The sequence below is a fragment of the Bradyrhizobium sp. RT6a genome (assembly GCF_040547675.1).
Lineage (GTDB): Bacteria > Pseudomonadota > Alphaproteobacteria > Rhizobiales > Xanthobacteraceae > Bradyrhizobium.
In genome coordinates this window covers 173,481-188,672 of the sequence record NZ_JBEPQC010000010.1, presented here as the reverse complement: position 1 = coordinate 188,672, position 15,192 = coordinate 173,481, and the positions used below count along the sequence as shown (strand labels likewise).

The window sequence follows — 15,192 nt, the reverse complement described above, 5'->3', positions numbered from 1 at the left end:
CCCGTCGCTACGCCTTGTTGGAAACGCCGTTGTCGGGACCTGGATCGCCGCCCGCGGCTGCCGCCGTGAGCCGTCCCAGATAGTGCGCCCATCCCGTCGCGTGCGCGGCAGCCTGTTCCTCGGTCGGCAGCCCGCTATGGGTCATGCGCAGCAATGTGCCGCCGTCGCGTTCGATCAGGTCGATCTCGATCAAGCTCGAGCCGGGCGGCACCTCCTGGCCGCCCTCCCATCCAAACGTGTAGGCAAGACGATGCACCGGCACGACTTCGCGGAACGCGCCGCGGGCGACGCCGCCGCGGGGGCCGATGCCTTTGAGCAGATACCCCGCCGGGATGCGGCTCCGTGGTCGCATCGGAGCCCATCCAGCCCAAAATCTTCTCGGGGTCGGTCAGGTAAGCGAAAACGGTGGCGCGTGGGGCGGCGATCTGGGTCTCGCGTCGCACTATGAACGGTTCGGTCATCGGCGATCATCCCTGGGCTGACTGTGGGACATGGCGGCGCTCGGGCGGCCCGTCAAGGATTGCCCGTGACAAAGAGGTCCTGCCTTCGCCATGATCGGGCCATGCACCTCTCTCCGACGCTCGCCTGGCTTGTCGATGCCGCCGCCGATAGCGCCCGGGCCGACCGCCTGCTCGCGGACCTCGGCGCTCATCTGGTCGCCGATGGCGTGCCGCTTGCGGCAGGCAGCCTGACGCTCGAGGTGCCGCATCCGCTGATCGCGAAGCGGACATGGTTATGGCGCGCGGAGAACGGCCGGGTGATCGAAGCGCTCGGCTTCGCACCAGGCGGCCTCGCGCCCGACCCGCCCAACGATGCCGGCCGCCGCTGGCTGCGCGACATCGCGGACGGTGAGGTGCACGAGGACGTGGTGGGACGCCCCGACGGGCCGTTGCTCGGCTGGATCGGGCCGCGTCCGTTCACCGCGGACGAGACCGAGCAGTTGCGCCAGGCCGCGCGCTTTGCCGCGACACCCCTTGCGGTGCTTGCCGCGCGTGCAACGTTGCGCGCGACCTTGGATGCTTATCTCGGCAAGCGCAGCGCGGAGCGGGTTCTGGCCGCACCCCTGCGGCGCGATCTCGGCGAGACCATTCAGGCCGCGCTGCTCTATGCCGATCTGCGCAATTTCACGCTCCTGTCGGAAACCAATCCGCCTGCCGACGTCATCGCGGCGCTCGATGCCTGGTTCGATCGCATCGCCGGCGCGGTTCACGCGTTCGGCGGCGAGGTGCTGAAATTCATCGGCGACGGCGTGCTCGCGATCTTTCCGGTGCTTAGGGCATCGCCGCGCCACGCGTGCGATGCGGCTCTGCGTGCCGCGAGCGCGGCTGAAGCGGGGATGGCGTATCTCAACGCGGAGCGCCGTGCCCAAGGTCTGCCGCCGCTCGCGTTCGGCGCGGCGCTGCATCTCGGCGAGATGCTGTGGGGTAATATCGGTGCCGCCAACCGGCTCGATTTCACGGCGATCGGTCCCGCCGTCAATCTCGCCAGCCGGCTCGAAGGATTGTGCAAGCCGCTCGGCAGAACCGTGCTGGTGTCGGGCGCGCTCGCCGCCGAGACCGACATGCCTCTGATCGCGCTTGGATCGCATTCGCTGCGCGGCATCGCCGTGCCATGCGAGGTGTTTGCGCTGCCGGAGACGCAAGCTCGGATATCGTAGTCCGGATGGAGCGGAGCGTAATCCGGGATCGTGCCACATGGGATTTTCCCGGATTGCGCTGCGCTCCATCCGGGCTACAGCACCTAAGCCTACATCCCACCCATCTTGCAGACGAGCTTCCATTCCTCGGGCGTCACCGGCTGCACCGAGAGGCGCGAATATTTCACCAGCGCCATGTCGGCGAGCTTCTTCTCGGCCTTTATCGCGGCCATCGTTACCGGAATCTTCAACGGCTTGTCGGCCTTGATATCGACGCAGACGAATTTTTCGGTCTTGTCGGTTGGATCGGGGTAGGCTTCCTTGACGATCTCCGCGATGCCGACGATCTCCTTGCCCTCGTTGGAATGATAGAAGAACGCCTTGTCGCCCTTCTTCATGGCGACGAGATTCTGGCGCGCGGTGTAATTGCGCACGCCAGTCCAGGATTCGCCCTTGGCGCCTTTCGCCACCTGCTGGTCCCAGGACCACACCGATGGTTCGGATTTCACCAGCCAGTACGCCATGTTCATTCCTCTGCCTTGAAAGGTCGCGTCATGAGCCCCGAGATCGCGGCGTCGATCGTGCTTCTGCCGGTCAGGATCGATGCGACGGCTTCCGATACCGGCATTTCGATGTTTTGCGAAGCCGCGAGCTCGATCAGTACCGGCGCGGTGAATTCGCCTTCGGCAAGCTTGCCGGCGGGCGGCTGCTCGCTGCGGCCAAGCGCCAGGCCGAGCGCGAAATTGCGCGATTGTGGGCTCGAGCAGGTCAGGATCAGATCGCCGAGGCCAGACAAGCCCGTGAGTGTTTCGCTGCGTGCGCCGAGCGCGCGGCCGAGGCGTGTCAGTTCGGCAAAGGCGCGGGTGGTGAGTGCGGCCTGGGCGGAAGCGCCGAGCTTGCGCCCGACCGCGATGCCGACCGCGATCGCCAGCACGTTCTTGGCGGCGCCACCGATCTCGACGCCGCGGACATCGGTGGAGTGATAGGGCCGGAACGTCGGCGAGCCCAGCGCCTGCACCAGGTGGCTCGCCAAGGCGTCGTCCTTTGCCGCCAGCGTCACTGCCGTCGGCAGGCCGCGCGCGACATCGTCGGCAAAGCTTGGACCCGACAGGATCGCCGGCACCGCGTGCGACGCAGCCTCCGCAATCACGTCGGTCATGAACTTGTGGGTGCCGTGCTCGATGCCTTTGGCGCAGGCAATGATCGGCACCGGCTTTTCCAGGTGCGAGGCGAGCATGTTGACAGCACCGCGCAGATGCTGCGCGGGCACTGCGATCAGCAGCATGTCCGCGCGCGCGGCGAGGGCCAGGTCGCTCGTGACGATGATCTCCGGCGCAAGCCGCACGCCGGGCAGCCGCGGATTGTCGCGGCTCGATGCGATCCGCGTCGCGTGCTCGGGATTGCGCGCCCACAGCGTCACGTTCCGTCCGGCCCGCGCCGCCACCATCGCCAGCGCCGTGCCCCAGGCGCCCGCGCCGATCACTGCGACAGATCGGAATGCTGTCATTGCTAGAATCCCGCGCGCGTCTTGCCGTATCCGGCCGGTGCCGTCGCGTTCGCATCGAGCAGCCAGCGCGCACGGGGCTGTGCTTCCATCGTGTCGGTCATGCCGAGTGCGAGACGTTCGGCGCCGGCCCAAGCGATCATCGCACCGTTGTCGGTGCAGAGCGCCGGCGGCGGCATGATCAATTGTGTTCCGGCTTTTCTCGCAACGTCATGCAGCGCGCCGCGGATCGCCTGATTGGCGGCGACGCCGCCGGCCGCCACCAGCGCACGCGGCGCACCGAACTGCTCGCGGAAGAGTTTGAGGCCGACGCTCAACCGGTCGGCGGTGGAGTCGAGCACGGCCGCCTGAAAGCTCGCGCAGAGATCGCTGACGTCTTGCGGTGTGATCTCGGCCAACCGGCTCGCTTCGTTGCGCACCGCCGTCTTCAATCCCGATAGTGAGAAGTTGGCGTCGGGGCGTCCCTGCAGCGGCCGCGGAAACGCAAAGCGCGCGGGATCGCCGCTGGCTGCTGCGCGCTCGACCTGCGGTCCGCCGGGATAGGGAAGTCCCAGCATTTTCGCGACCTTGTCGAAGGCCTCGCCGATCGCATCGTCGACGGTGGTGCCGAGGCGCACATATTGACCAACGCCGGTGACGGCGACGATCTGGGTATGGCCGCCCGAGGCGAGAAACAGGCAATAGGGAAATTCGAGTGCGTCGGTCAGGCGCGGCGTCAGCGCATGCGCTTCCAGATGGTTCACCGCGACCAGCGGCGTGTCGTGCACCATCGCGATCGCCTTCGCGGTGGTGAGCCCGACGATGACGCCGCCGATCAGTCCCGGGCCCGCGGCGGCCGCGACACCGTCGAGCTGGGCGAAGTCGATGCCGGCCTCAGTCATGGCGCGGTTGATGATGCCGTCGAGCAGGTCGACATGGGCGCGGGCCGCGATCTCAGGTACCACGCCGCCGAAACGGGCATGCTCCTCGACCTGCGACCACACGATATTGGACAGAATCTTGCCGCTGCCGTCAGGCGCGCGCTCGATCACCGCCGCGGCGGTCTCGTCGCAGGTGGTTTCGATGCCCAGTACCAGCATTGGCGAATTGTTATCCAATTTGCGCCCTTCTCGCCCCCCTTGCGCTCATCCGCAAAGCAGAGTTCTGGTACGTCCGGTAGCATTCCGGGGTCGGCCAACGCAATCGTCACGCGCGGCCGTCCCTCGTCAAAGCGCCACTGCCACGTGGTTCGGGAACACAAGCGATGTCCATTCTTGTCACACGGCCGCATCCCGACAATGAAGCGACGTCGGAAAATCTGCGTGCACGGGGTCATGTGGTGCTGCTCGCGCCGGTGCTCAAGTGCGAGCCGGTCGCCTTCCATGACGAGAGTGAAACGAGCTACAGCGCCGTCATTGTCACGTCGGCCAATGCGATTCGTGGTGTCGCGCCGCAATTGCAGGAGCTTGGTCTCCTGGAACTGCCGCTGTTCGCGGTCGGCGAGCACACGGCCGCCGCCGCGCGCGATGCCGGCTTTGCCGAGGTGGTCGTCGCCGGCGGCGATGCCGCGGCCTTGCGCGACAAGGTGATGCAGAGCGCGCGCGACAAGCGGCTCAACAAGAAGAGCACGTTGCTCTATCTCGCGGGCGCGGATCTGTCGCGCGACCTCGGCGGTGAGCTGGGCGCCGAAGGCTTCAACGTCGTCACGCAGACGACCTATCGCATGGCGCCGGTCAAGCTGTTGCCGCGTGATGTCTGTGAGGGCTTTGCCGCCCATGGGATCGAGGCGGTGCTGCATTACTCCCGGCGCAGCGCGCGGGCTTTCCTGGAAGCCGCGCAGGACGAAGGTGTCGAAATCTCGGCCCTGGCGATCCCGCAATGCTGCCTGTCCGAGACCGTCGCCGGCGTTCTGCGCGAGGCCGGTGCCGCGCAGGTTCTGGTGGCCGCGACGCCGGACGAAAATGCCTTATTCGACACCTTGGAGCGTGCTTTGCGCACCCGTTTGGCGTAAGAGGTCGGGCCGAATCCGACGCAATCGGATCCGTTCGTTCAGGGCAGGTAAGTGTGAGGAACCGTCACGATGGCCGACGACAAGCCTGAAGACGCAGGATTGGCTCCCGAGTCCGGCCGTGCCAAGCGCAATCCGCCCACCATCGACCTCGAGGCAACCGAAGTCTCGACCCTGCCGCAGGAGGTGACGGGCGGGCCGGAGGCTGAGGCAGCGACCGAACAGGCCGCGCATGAGCAGGCCAAATCTGAAGAGGGCAAGTCTCAGGAGGCAAAGTCCGAAGAAGCTGATGCCGAGCCACAGCCCGAGCCTGCCGAGGAAGAGTCTTCCGTTGCGTCCGCGCTGGTGCCGCCGTCAATTTCACCCTGGGTTATCGCTCCGTTCTCCGGCGCCGTCGCGGCCGCCATTGTGATCGCCGTCGGGTGGATGCTGGGCTGGCCTGCGGTGCAGGCGCCGCCGGCTGCTCCGCAAGTGACGGGCGCGACCGTCGAGGCGCTGAGCGGGCGCGTGGCCGCAGTCGAAGCCAAGGCGGGCAAGCCTGCCGCCGATCCGGCCATGGTGGCGCGGATCGACGCGCTGGAGAAATCCGCAACGAGCCTGCGCGGCGACATCGCCAATTTGCGCGCACAGTCCGACAAGACCGCGAGTGCCATGAACGACGCGAAATCCGCGCCGAGTGCCGCCGCGCCCGATCTTGCCGCTCTCAACGACCGCCTCGCGCAGCTCGAGCGCGCCAGCAAGACCGAACGTGCCGAACTTGCGCAGCAGAGCGAGAAGATCGCCGACGCCAAGGCGATGGACGACAAGCCCCTGCGCCACGTGGTGGCGGCGGCCCTGCTCGACGTCGCTGTTCGCCACGGCGACGCTTACGAATCTCAGCTCGCCGCAGCGCGGTCGCTGGCAACAAAGCCGGATATGCTGAAGCCGCTCGACACCTTTGCATCGTCAGGCATTCCGACGCCGGTCGCGTTGAGTCGCGAGCTCCTCAACATCGTGCCAAAATTGTCGCCGCCGGCGGAAGCCCCGGCCAGCGGCACCGGAATCGTCGAGCGTCTTCAGGCGGGGGCGTCAAAACTCGTCCGCATCGAGCGTACCGACGGGGTCGGCAACGATCGCGGCGCCATCGTCGCGCGTGTGACGGCGGCTGCGTTGCGCAACGATTTCGTCGAGGCACGGCGCGAGTTGAAGACGCTGCCCGAGGCCGATCGTGCACCGGCACAAGCCTGGCTCGACAAGGCCGATGCCCGTGATGCGGCGCTCGCCGCCTCACGCAAATTCGCCGACGGCGCCATGGCGGATCTCGTCAAGCCTGGTCAATAAAGGTTCGCGCAACAATCAGCGCGTATAGGGATCGTCATGCTTCGCATCGTCCTCTTCCTCGTCCTGATCGCGCTGGCGGCGGCCGGCGCGGCCTGGGTTGCCGATCAGCCCGGCGACCTGGTCCTAACCGCGGGCGCCTTCCGCGCCACAACGACGCTTCCCAGATTCGTGCTCTTGCTTGGCCTGTTTGCCGCGGCGGTCGTGCTGGTCTGGAGCCTGCTGACGATGGCCTGGCGCGCTCCGGGGCGTTTGCGCCGCCGCCGTCACGACAAGCGTCACGCGCGCGGCCGCCACGCCATCACCCACGGCCTGCTTGCGATCGGCCATGGCGACACCGCGCTTGCCCGTCGTCACGCCGATACCGCGCGGCGGCTGGCAGCAAACGATCCGCTCGCGCTTCTCTTGCATGCGCAATCGGCGCAGCTCGAGGGCAATCGCGACGAGGCCCAGCGCGTCTTCCGTGTCATGGCCGAGCGCGAGGACACGCGCCTGCTCGGCCTGCGCGGCCTGTTCATCGAGGCGCAGCGCGCCGACGATGCGGTCGGTGCGGTGATGATCGCCGAGGAAGCGATCAAGCTGTCGCCGTCCTCGACCTGGGCTTCGCATGCGGTGCTCGGCTTCCGCTGCGCGCGCGGTGACTGGAGCGGCGCGCTCGCGATCCTCGATTCGAATCTGTCCGCGGGCCTGATCGACAAGCAGGCCTATCGCCGCCAACGCGGCGTGCTGCTCGCCGCCCGCGCGCTGGAATTGGAAACGATGGACCGCGACGTCGCGCGCGAAAGCGTGATGCAGGCGGTCAAGCTCGCGCCGACCCTGGTTCCGGCCGCAGTGCTCGCCGCAAAATTCGAGAGCGAGGCGCATCAGGTGCGACGCGCCATGAAGCTGGTGGAAACTGCCTGGCTCGCCAATCCGCATCCGGATCTCGCGGATGCCTATGCGCATGTGAAGCTGGGGGATTCCGCGCGGCAGCGCTTGCAGCGGGTCGAGACGCTTGTGGCCAAGATTCCTGCCGACAAGGCTGGTTATATCGAGGGCCAGCTGGCAATCGCGCGCGCCGCGATCGATGCATCCGAGTTCGCCCGTGCGCGCGCGGTGCTGTCGCCTTATGTCAACGATCCGACCCAGCGCGTGGCGCTGCTGATGGCCGAGATCGAACGTACCGAGCATGGTGACGGCGGCCGGGCCCGCGCCTGGACCTTGCGCGCGGTGCGCGCCCGCCATGATCCGGCCTGGACCGCGGACGGTTATGTCAGCGACCGCTGGCGTCCGGTCTCCCCGGTCACCGGCCGCCTCGACGCGTTCCAGTGGCAAACACCGGTCGCGAGTCTTCCTTCCGACAAGGGCGCCATGATCGAATCCTCAGCCTTCGAGGAAGCCATGCTGGCGGCCCCGCCGCCGAAGCGGGTGACGGCGGTCCCGAGCGAAAGCCCGGCGGAACCGGCCGTAACGGCGCCGAATCCGGTGCCTGCCCCGCAGGATAATTCGCCGCCCCTCGAGGCCAAGGAGATCTTAGAGGAAGCCGCCAAGGAAACCGTCAAGGAAGAGCCGGTGGTCCCGCCAGCCGAGCCGGTCAAGCCGGCCCCTGAGATCGCCGAATCATCGCCGGCGGCGGCAACGCCGGTCTTCAGGACCCGCGCCGACCTCGGCAAGCCTGCACCAGCGCCTATCCCCGCCGTCATCCCGATCGTCCGTGCCCCGGATGATCCCGGGATCGACGACGAGGGGCCGAGCGATGAATTTACGGAACAAATCGGCACGCCCAGGGACCATGCAAAGGCCCAGGCCGGCGGCTGGCGCGGATTCTGGTCTCGCTGGGGCGGGTGAGCGGCATTTCGAAGCCGGCTCCACCTTGCCAATTCGGGCCCCGCCCGATATCAGGAGCGCGCGTAACGGGACCGGCCTCGCGCGGCCCCGGCAGGGTTCGCCGCAATAGCTCAGTTGGTAGAGCACGTCATTCGTAATGACGGGGTCGGGGGTTCGAATCCCTCTTGCGGCACCACTCATCTCATTGATTGAGCGGCCGAATCCCAGAAACTAGGGCCAAGGGCCTCCAACGCCTTAGTTGCCTGGGAATACACTGGGAATACAAGTTGAGCAGGCCGGCAACGGCAAAACATAAGTTCCGCGGTGGGGTCGTGATGCCTCAGCCGCTGACCAGCGTAGCGTCGTTGCCATCATCCTCCGATGAGGTCTTCAAGATCATCGCGTCGGCGGACGTAACCGCGGCTCTTGAAGCCGGCGCGGCGATCCTCCACCTTGGACCAACCTTGCTTTCGCAGGGCCGTAGCCATGCCCTTGGCATCGTTCTGGCGGCTGGCCGGGACGCAGGCAGTCACAAACTTCGCTGAAATCCAAATCTCCGACTCCGTCACGAGCGCGGATGGCGTTGCATGATCGCCGACCGTCAAAAGCTTGCCTCCATTGTGGTCGCTAACAGCAACTCCGGCTCCATTCGGCGCAGTCTTGGTGTGAAGCATCTTCAGCACTGAGGCGTCGAGGTCAGAGAGCGCATCAGCAAGCGGGTCAGCAACCTCGCGCTGCGCGGCCTCATTCCGCGCAGCGGCTTCAAGCGTGGGATCGAGATAGAGAGGCATCCCTAGATCATAGGAAGCCATGGCTTCAGCGAACAACTGATCCCGATCGCGTTCAAGTGCTTCGATGTCGATGTCGCCGATCGAAACCGGCCACCATCGGCGTTGATCTCCGACATTCAAATACTCAATAAGCTCGCCGCCGGGGGCGGTGTTGAACGTGCCGATGAAGATGCATGATCGAGGCTGCACTTCTTCGAAGCGGCCGTAGGCAGGCCGAGCGCGATCCTCTTGCTTGGTAATGAAATTCTTGATCGCGAATTGATCGGCTTTGCGCATGCCAGCAAGTTCAGCCATCTCATAGAACCAAACGCCGCGCGTTAATTCTTGCTGCTTCCGCTCATCGACCGCGAGGATTGGGGAGTCCGAAAAGTTTTCGTTTGAGCCACGACGACCGTTCGCGAGAACCTGGACAACGCTTGACTTGCCTTTTCCTTCCGGCCCCTCCAGCACAAGGACGTGGTCGAATTTGCAGCCGGGCTGCTTGATACGGGCAACAGCGGCAGTCAGGACAGTAGCGCCTTGCGCTCGCGCGAGCGGGGTATCTTTGGCGCCGAGATACCGCACCAGCCATGTATCGAGGCGCGGCTTGCCGTCCCATTGAAGGCTTGTCAGATAGTCGAGAATAGGGTGGAAGCGGTGTTCCTCGCAGTGGCGCAAGACTGCTTGATACGTGGCTTCCATGCCGGGATCGTAACGAAAGTTCATCCAAGAGACCTCGCGAATCTTACGCGTAACCTCGTCGGAGAGATCGCCGGCAAATTCCGACAGGACTGAACCATTGATGATCTTGCGGTTATGGAAGATATCGAATTTGCAATCTAGGCCGAGTTCCTCAATGGCTTTAACCGCATTCATCATGCTGCCCTTCAGGGGTGTGTCTCCCCTGACGACCTCCGGCCAGCTCACTTCCTTCCGGTCAATCAGGACGAGGTGGGGGTCCGGCGCCCTCGCCGTGACAATGGCCGTACCGACAATGGCCGCGACTTCGGCTTGCTTCTGTGGGGATTGGTTACGCTTACTCATGAGGGGCCTCGCTATTTGTCTCGACGGAAAGCCATTCCGCGCAACGTGATGATGTTCTTGTCGGCGCGCTCGCCGGCGAAAGCCGGTCGCCGTGACTGCCTATATTTCCGCTGCGAGATTTCAAATCTACATCGGGTCAGTTCCAGCGCTGCTCGTGCGTCGCAGATTTCGCGGGCGGTGCACGCCCGGTCGAGCCTGCATTGCGCATCCGTAACCTCTGCCTTCATGAGCTGGCCGTCCTTAAAGGACGACACACGCTTCAAGCGCTCCAATTTCCTGATCTTGGCCCACGTGCGGTCGCGAACCGCATTGAGATAATCGATCTCTGCATCGCCTCGAGCCAGGCGCCACGGCGGAGCGCCCTCAAGTTCATCGAGAGCGTCGCCGAGCCGCGCGATCTGGGCAGCACGAAGCGGCTTAGGCGGATCGAAGTCGCGAGGTAGTTCCCAACTGCGGTCGTCGAGTAATACTCTATACATGGGCGTTGCTCCCGGCTTGCGGCCGTGGGGGCTCCGTGCACGTGTGACTTCTAAGAGTGGCTGCGATTTTGGCGCGTCGTTCTTCGTCCCCCTTCAGGGCGCGACAGTCCAATACGCGACGGTCACGCTGCATGATCTCGCGCAGCGCGCTTTCTTTTGGGGATGTGATTGACGCTGGGTCTGGGATATGATTTTTCATCGGCACACTGCTCCTATCGGTGTCGCGCGGAGGACGCTGGTAACGTCGCTACGCACTCTTTCTAAGGCTGCCGGGTTGTCGAGGCCCGGCAGCCTTTTCGTTTTCCAGAACCCTTGCCTCGCATACCAAAATGCGAAGTGTAAGCGGTTTTTATGGGCGGCAGAGCCTCCGCGGATTTAACATTAAAGCTTATTCATACTGGATGGGTCCTCAAACGCGTTTCCAGAGTCGAGGAGAGGCTTTCACGTAGCGCGGCTTCACGTTCCCCGCATGCGTCGCGGATGAATCCAGCCGGCACGCGCGCAACGCCAGCGCGCTCCAGTAGGAAAGATGCCGACTTTCAGGACATCTGCGGGGGACAAATGCCCCCGGTATGAAGAGACATGCTGCCACGAGTTTCTCCCGTAGCACCGTGCGGCTCCTACGTAGAACTTCATCCTCCCCAGAATCCGCGCGAGGCTCCGTAGGATCGCAAACCCGATTGCTCCTCGGAATATTGTCGCGCTCCGTTCATCTCTTCTGCCCCCGATCGCGGCCGGTGCTGTGGGGCATCTTCGCGCGAGGAGCTATGGCGCCCACTCCGGGTGATTGTGTCGTCTGGCCCGCGTTGGCCGCGTCGATTTCCTCACGGTGCGCCGCATAGATGGGGCCAACCCTTTCGCCGCTCCAGGCGAGCGCGGCCTCGACGATCACGGGCGAGAGCGAATCCATTGCGCGCCGGAACTCCATCTCGTTGTCGAAGATGGTTTCATTGCTGTCCTGGTCGACGCTTTCGAAGACCACCTGAGGAATGCGACCGGTACGCAAGAAAACCATTTCCTCGACGTGCAAAGCTTGGCCGCTTGGTGCCTTTTCCGGAACCACGAGGACGCTCGCCGAGGCGGATGCCGCGGACGTAGCCTGACCGAGCGGAGCTTCGTCTGAGCCGCCGCCGGCTAGTTCTTCGAACACGTCCATCGTCACACGACCTTTATAGCGCCCGGCGGAGGACCTGATCCGGCGCCCGTCCGTCGCGGATCGAGATCGTCAGCCTCAGGGCGAAAAACCGATGGTGACATGACGGGCGCAGCGCGATCGGCACCCGGGCGCCGCGCAAGCCGATCGAGGAGGTCGCGGGTTAGTTCGGAGACTTGCGCCGGTTGTACCGGCTGAGGCTCGGCGTTCGGCGCGGGAGCGATAGGCTTAGCCGCGAGCGCGGGCTGTGCCTGCTCACCAACGGGCTCTTCGCCGAGTAGGTCAGCAAGGTCATCCGGCTCGATATCGATGATTGGCGCATCGATCGCGGCAACCCGCGCGACCTCTTGCACTGGCGGGAGAGATGGCTTCGACGCGAAGCGGTGCGAGACCACTTGGACTCCGGTCGACCGCTGATTGATCTCCACGCTGCTCTTGTTACCCCACTGCTTAGGAAACTCCGCGGCCAAAAAGGCGAGTACACCTTGCACGCTGGGCTCGTGATGGATCGTCTCCGGAATGAACTCGCCATCGGCGTCACGGAGATATCGTGTCGTGATGCCGAGATCGGTCAAATCCTGATCCGAGAGGTGGGCCACCCTTGGGTCTGTGCGCCAAACGGTTCGGCCTTGGAAGCGTGCTACTTCGTCCGTTCCGTGGAGCAGCCGATAACGAAAATTCTCAAGTATCTCGAATGAGACTTGTCGCTGAGCCACCTTCACGGCTTCGTGGAATAACAGCGGCTCCTCGCCGACCGACACCATAAACTCTTCGCCACCGCCCGACCCGGATTGCTTGCACCAATTGAAGAACGCAGCTTTGCTCACGCCACACGCGCGGCACGCATTCTTGATGGTGCCGTACTCCTGAATTCCGTCGACAAGCTTTTGCAGCAATTCAGGTTCGCGCTTCATCACCGAATGCTCCACACCCGCCGCGTGTTGCCAGTGACATCCCGAGCACCGCGACGCGGCGCGGCTTGCATGATGGCGTCGAGCTTGCTGGCGGCCTTCACCTCAACAGGCTCGGCCGGCTTGTGCTTTGCGAGCGCGGCGAGGTGCGCGCGATAGATTTCATCGCTTGAAGGAGGAGGCGAAGCGCGCATCATTTCGGCATGCACGGCCGCCATCACCGCACTCGTCTCTTTCGACAAAGCCTTGGCAGCCGCGAGCCGCTTGATCGCTTCCTGAGTTGCCAGCGCCTTCTTAGCGATCTCCAACGTATGATTGACAACAGGCTTGGCAGAGGCCCCTTGCCCGCGCATCCGACCGCTGGCTCGGACTTCGTCACGGGACACGGCTCTGCCGACGATGGCCTTCACCGCAGCGAGCGAGGGCTCGCCGGAATCGGTCCAATGAGCCGGATTTTTATCGTTGAGCTTGGAGACATCGAGAACGGACATGAGATTTCCTTCGAGAGAACATGAGGCGGCCGGATGCAAGACGCAGTACTCAACCCGACCGCCTCAAGTTTTGCACCGGCTGCTTGAAGACCGGAGCAATGGGGAGCCACAGATTATTGGTTCGCGGCGATGACCGCCCTGAGGGCATCGATGCGATCCTGAACAGGATCAGATTGGGCCGCGAGAATTGCCGTGTCTTCGTCCCGCTGACACTGCCGCAGAACGCGCTCGGCCTCACGCACCGCATCCGCGGCCTCTTCGTCATCTAGCGCCGCTGCGATGTAGCGGGGCGCGATCTCTTGCTCTGCTTCCGGAAGAGCCGCCAATTCCTCGGCGGTGATATCGCGGCGGACACGCAGGCCGCTGGCATCAAAAATATTGAACATCATGTGACTTCCTTATGGGAGGGCAGGCGCGCTCTAGGCTTATCGCGCGGGCTTCGTTGCACCGATGAAGCTGCCCGCCGCCTTTGCGATGCCTTGAGCCTTCTCGATGCCGAGTGCTTTCAACACTTCGCCTTGACGAGTAATATTCCAGTTGGAAGCGGTCCATGGATTGCTCTTTGTCGCTCTGCTTTCGGGCGAGCGCGATCCCTTGTCTTCATTCGGCGCGGCACAGGGACGCTTACCCGGTCGCAATGAAAAGTCAGCAGACCACCTCGTTTGAAGTTCGGCATAGAGCACGGGGCCGACCTCCTTCATCAATTCGCCGCGTGCCTTAAGGGTCGGACTGTCGCCGAAGGCGGCCTCTTCAAGATCGATGATCTTGTCGGCGAAAAACCAATGTGGTTTGACTCCTTTTAGATGTTCCGGTGCGAAGAACTCCTCTATCGTCATCCCTTCAAATCGAGCATCGGAGCCGCGATACAGCAGCTCTCCGTCCATGTTCTTGAATTGGGGACCGTACAACTCGATACCTTCCCGGACAGCGGAGGGTTGGCAACCGGCCTTCACTCCCAGCTCTTCGGCGACGAGGTGGGCATCGCGATACTCATACTCAACTGGCATTGGTGTTTTCCTTCTTCCTAGGACGACCGGTTGGTTTACGCTCCCAGCTGCCAAACCAATCGAGCAAGTCAGCAAGAGCGATACGTGACGCGATTCCGTCAGGCACCCTGCGGATCGTGAGCGCGCCACTGCGAACCGCGGCTGCGATTTTTCTGCGGTTCACCCCAAGAATGCGAGCGGCCTCAGCTTGTGAAACGGCAAGACGTTCGGAGGCGTTGTTCGCAATGGAATGCATGGCTTTGTTTCCGTGTTCGTACTGCTCGCGTTATGACCTCAGAATCATAAAAGCGACTTCGGAAAAGAACAACTAGCGTTTACCGTTCAAAAATCATCGGGGTAAGTTGCTAGTTGACCCGCGCGTTCGCACTGAAAACGAAGTCGCATCGCAAGACTTACGACGGCCGGAGCATTGCGCCCGGCGGGACGGAGTGTGCGGAGACGAAAGTATCTAGCAGCTTTTCTTGAGCGCCTCTCGATCGAGCCGCTCTCTCGCGGCAAGCGCGCTTCGTCTTCAGCTAAAGCTCGGATAACCAATTACAAATGAGTCGAGCCGATCAATTCACGCTTCTGAAAGCCGCATTTGCTACTAGAGGATGTAGCAACGAGGGAGCGAGGCGATGACGACCATCGTGAAAACGGAAAAGTATCAGCGAGGGACGTTTGGGACTCTCATTAAGTGGGCGTTCATCATCTTCAATGTCGTAATGCTGGTTTGGATCGTGGGCGGGCTCCATTCGGTATCTACCATCGAAGTGCACTCCAATGCAGAGCGAGCAGGCAGGGCGATTGGTTCAGCGATTGGTGTCGCATCGCTGCTGACCCTCTGGGTGTTTGGAGACATCATTCTAGGTGCCCTGGTGTTTTTCACACGAGGGCAAAAGGTAGTGACCGAGCAGATTGTTGGGCATGCGTTTTCGGCTGGTTCGGCGGGCACCCTCGGCGAGGGAAATTTCGGGAAGGCTGACGAGTTGATTGCTCAGTACAAGAATAAACTCGGAGAAACTCCCACCAGATCAGAGCACCCAAGCCGCTCGTCGGGCGGGGCAGTGTCGTTCGGGAAGCGCAGTTAGAATTGGCGAGCGTCACG

General features: G+C 63.5%; 16 protein-coding genes, 1 tRNA gene and 1 pseudogene. 6 read left to right on the top strand and 12 right to left on the bottom strand.

Annotation, left to right across the window (positions count from 1 at the left end):
- Positions 1 to 7: 7 nt before the first annotated feature.
- A pseudogene (locus ABIC03_RS34835) lies at positions 8 to 461 on the bottom strand (SRPBCC family protein).
- A 101-nt stretch (positions 462 to 562) separates the two neighbouring features.
- Here ABIC03_RS34835 and ABIC03_RS34830 point away from each other — a divergent pair.
- Entirely contained in the window at positions 563 to 1,657 is a 1,095-nt protein-coding gene (locus tag ABIC03_RS34830; RefSeq protein ID WP_354064886.1) for an adenylate/guanylate cyclase domain-containing protein, read from the top strand.
- 89 nt (positions 1,658 to 1,746) lie between these two features.
- Here ABIC03_RS34830 and ABIC03_RS34825 read toward each other — a convergent pair whose 3' ends face one another.
- Genes ABIC03_RS34825 through tsaD form a run of 3 tightly spaced genes read right to left on the bottom strand, consistent with a single transcriptional unit; the run spans position 1,747 to position 4,219 of the window.
- On the bottom strand, positions 1,747 to 2,160 hold the full coding sequence (locus ABIC03_RS34825) for an EVE domain-containing protein (protein WP_354064884.1): 414 nt from the start codon (positions 2,158 to 2,160) through the stop codon (positions 1,747 to 1,749).
- Between the two features lie 2 nt (positions 2,161 to 2,162).
- Positions 2,163 to 3,143 carry an NAD(P)H-dependent glycerol-3-phosphate dehydrogenase gene (locus tag ABIC03_RS34820; RefSeq protein WP_354064882.1) on the bottom strand — a complete coding sequence of 327 codons (981 nt, stop codon included), beginning with the start codon at positions 3,141 to 3,143 and terminating at the stop codon, positions 2,163 to 2,165.
- Between the two features lie 2 nt (positions 3,144 to 3,145).
- Positions 3,146 to 4,219 (bottom strand): tRNA (adenosine(37)-N6)-threonylcarbamoyltransferase complex transferase subunit TsaD, encoded by a 1,074-nt coding sequence (tsaD, locus tag ABIC03_RS34815; RefSeq protein WP_354064880.1) that lies wholly within the window; start codon positions 4,217 to 4,219, stop codon positions 3,146 to 3,148.
- Positions 4,220 to 4,383: 164 nt separating this feature from the next.
- Between tsaD and ABIC03_RS34810 the strand changes: the two genes are divergently transcribed.
- The 4 genes from ABIC03_RS34810 to ABIC03_RS34795 all read left to right on the top strand — a co-directional run bounded on the left by ABIC03_RS34810 (position 4,384) and on the right by ABIC03_RS34795 (position 8,446).
- Positions 4,384 to 5,130 carry a uroporphyrinogen-III synthase gene (locus tag ABIC03_RS34810; protein ID WP_354064878.1) on the top strand — a complete coding sequence of 249 codons (747 nt, stop codon included), beginning with the start codon at positions 4,384 to 4,386 and terminating at the stop codon, positions 5,128 to 5,130.
- 69 nt (positions 5,131 to 5,199) lie between these two features.
- Complete coding sequence (locus tag ABIC03_RS34805; protein WP_354064876.1) at positions 5,200 to 6,447, top strand: COG4223 family protein; 1,248 nt, start codon at positions 5,200 to 5,202, stop codon at positions 6,445 to 6,447.
- Between the two features lie 36 nt (positions 6,448 to 6,483).
- Entirely contained in the window at positions 6,484 to 8,271 is a 1,788-nt protein-coding gene (locus ABIC03_RS34800) for a heme biosynthesis HemY N-terminal domain-containing protein (RefSeq protein ID WP_354064874.1), read from the top strand.
- Between the two features lie 99 nt (positions 8,272 to 8,370).
- Positions 8,371 to 8,446, top strand: a tRNA-Thr gene (locus tag ABIC03_RS34795).
- Between the two features lie 175 nt (positions 8,447 to 8,621).
- Here the strand turns inward: ABIC03_RS34795 and ABIC03_RS34790 are convergent.
- The 8 genes from ABIC03_RS34790 to ABIC03_RS34755 all read right to left on the bottom strand — a co-directional run bounded on the left by ABIC03_RS34790 (position 8,622) and on the right by ABIC03_RS34755 (position 14,340).
- Complete coding sequence (locus ABIC03_RS34790; RefSeq protein ID WP_354064872.1) at positions 8,622 to 10,064, bottom strand: virulence-associated E family protein; 1,443 nt, start codon at positions 10,062 to 10,064, stop codon at positions 8,622 to 8,624.
- Positions 10,065 to 10,075: 11 nt separating this feature from the next.
- Entirely contained in the window at positions 10,076 to 10,543 is a 468-nt protein-coding gene (locus ABIC03_RS34785) for a hypothetical protein (RefSeq protein ID WP_354064870.1), read from the bottom strand.
- Between the two features lie 709 nt (positions 10,544 to 11,252).
- Positions 11,253 to 11,699 (bottom strand): hypothetical protein, encoded by a 447-nt coding sequence (locus ABIC03_RS34780; RefSeq protein ID WP_354064868.1) that lies wholly within the window; start codon positions 11,697 to 11,699, stop codon positions 11,253 to 11,255.
- A 2-nt stretch (positions 11,700 to 11,701) separates the two neighbouring features.
- Positions 11,702 to 12,610, bottom strand: coding sequence for a hypothetical protein (locus ABIC03_RS34775; protein WP_354064866.1), 909 nt, complete (start codon positions 12,608 to 12,610; stop codon positions 11,702 to 11,704).
- Entirely contained in the window at positions 12,610 to 13,137 is a 528-nt protein-coding gene (locus ABIC03_RS34770; RefSeq protein ID WP_354064864.1) for a hypothetical protein, read from the bottom strand. Before ABIC03_RS34770 ends, ABIC03_RS34775 begins: the two co-directional genes overlap by 1 nt.
- Before the next feature lie 74 nt (positions 13,138 to 13,211).
- Entirely contained in the window at positions 13,212 to 13,487 is a 276-nt protein-coding gene (locus tag ABIC03_RS34765) for a hypothetical protein (protein ID WP_247454052.1), read from the bottom strand.
- Positions 13,488 to 13,523: 36 nt separating this feature from the next.
- Positions 13,524 to 14,105 (bottom strand): hypothetical protein, encoded by a 582-nt coding sequence (locus tag ABIC03_RS34760; RefSeq protein ID WP_247454053.1) that lies wholly within the window; start codon positions 14,103 to 14,105, stop codon positions 13,524 to 13,526.
- The gene (locus ABIC03_RS34755) at positions 14,095 to 14,340 is read right to left on the bottom strand and encodes a helix-turn-helix domain-containing protein (RefSeq protein ID WP_354064862.1); all 246 of its coding nucleotides are present in this window, start codon (positions 14,338 to 14,340) and stop codon (positions 14,095 to 14,097) included. Before ABIC03_RS34755 ends, ABIC03_RS34760 begins: the two co-directional genes overlap by 11 nt.
- Before the next feature lie 382 nt (positions 14,341 to 14,722).
- On the opposite strand from ABIC03_RS34755, the gene ABIC03_RS34750 reads away from it, so the two are divergent.
- Positions 14,723 to 15,175: a hypothetical protein gene (locus ABIC03_RS34750; RefSeq protein WP_354064860.1), complete on the top strand. Its 453-nt coding sequence runs from the start codon at positions 14,723 to 14,725 to the stop codon at positions 15,173 to 15,175.
- Positions 15,176 to 15,192: the final 17 nt, after the last annotated feature.

Coding starts and splice junctions, on each gene's coding strand:
- ABIC03_RS34830 (WP_354064886.1), top strand. CDS start 563: ATGCACCTCTCTCCGACGCTCGCCTGGCTTGTCGATGCCGCCGCCGAT.
- ABIC03_RS34825 (WP_354064884.1), bottom strand. CDS start 2,160: ATGGCGTACTGGCTGGTGAAATCCGAACCATCGGTGTGGTCCTGGGAC.
- ABIC03_RS34820 (WP_354064882.1), bottom strand. CDS start 3,143: ATGACAGCATTCCGATCTGTCGCAGTGATCGGCGCGGGCGCCTGGGGC.
- tsaD (WP_354064880.1), bottom strand. CDS start 4,219: ATGCTGGTACTGGGCATCGAAACCACCTGCGACGAGACCGCCGCGGCG.
- ABIC03_RS34810 (WP_354064878.1), top strand. CDS start 4,384: ATGTCCATTCTTGTCACACGGCCGCATCCCGACAATGAAGCGACGTCG.
- ABIC03_RS34805 (WP_354064876.1), top strand. CDS start 5,200: ATGGCCGACGACAAGCCTGAAGACGCAGGATTGGCTCCCGAGTCCGGC.
- ABIC03_RS34800 (WP_354064874.1), top strand. CDS start 6,484: ATGCTTCGCATCGTCCTCTTCCTCGTCCTGATCGCGCTGGCGGCGGCC.
- ABIC03_RS34790 (WP_354064872.1), bottom strand. CDS start 10,064: ATGAGTAAGCGTAACCAATCCCCACAGAAGCAAGCCGAAGTCGCGGCC.
- ABIC03_RS34785 (WP_354064870.1), bottom strand. CDS start 10,543: ATGTATAGAGTATTACTCGACGACCGCAGTTGGGAACTACCTCGCGAC.
- ABIC03_RS34780 (WP_354064868.1), bottom strand. CDS start 11,699: ATGGACGTGTTCGAAGAACTAGCCGGCGGCGGCTCAGACGAAGCTCCG.
- ABIC03_RS34775 (WP_354064866.1), bottom strand. CDS start 12,610: ATGAAGCGCGAACCTGAATTGCTGCAAAAGCTTGTCGACGGAATTCAG.
- ABIC03_RS34765 (WP_247454052.1), bottom strand. CDS start 13,487: ATGATGTTCAATATTTTTGATGCCAGCGGCCTGCGTGTCCGCCGCGAT.
- ABIC03_RS34760 (WP_247454053.1), bottom strand. CDS start 14,105: ATGCCAGTTGAGTATGAGTATCGCGATGCCCACCTCGTCGCCGAAGAG.
- ABIC03_RS34755 (WP_354064862.1), bottom strand. CDS start 14,340: ATGCATTCCATTGCGAACAACGCCTCCGAACGTCTTGCCGTTTCACAA.
- ABIC03_RS34750 (WP_354064860.1), top strand. CDS start 14,723: ATGACGACCATCGTGAAAACGGAAAAGTATCAGCGAGGGACGTTTGGG.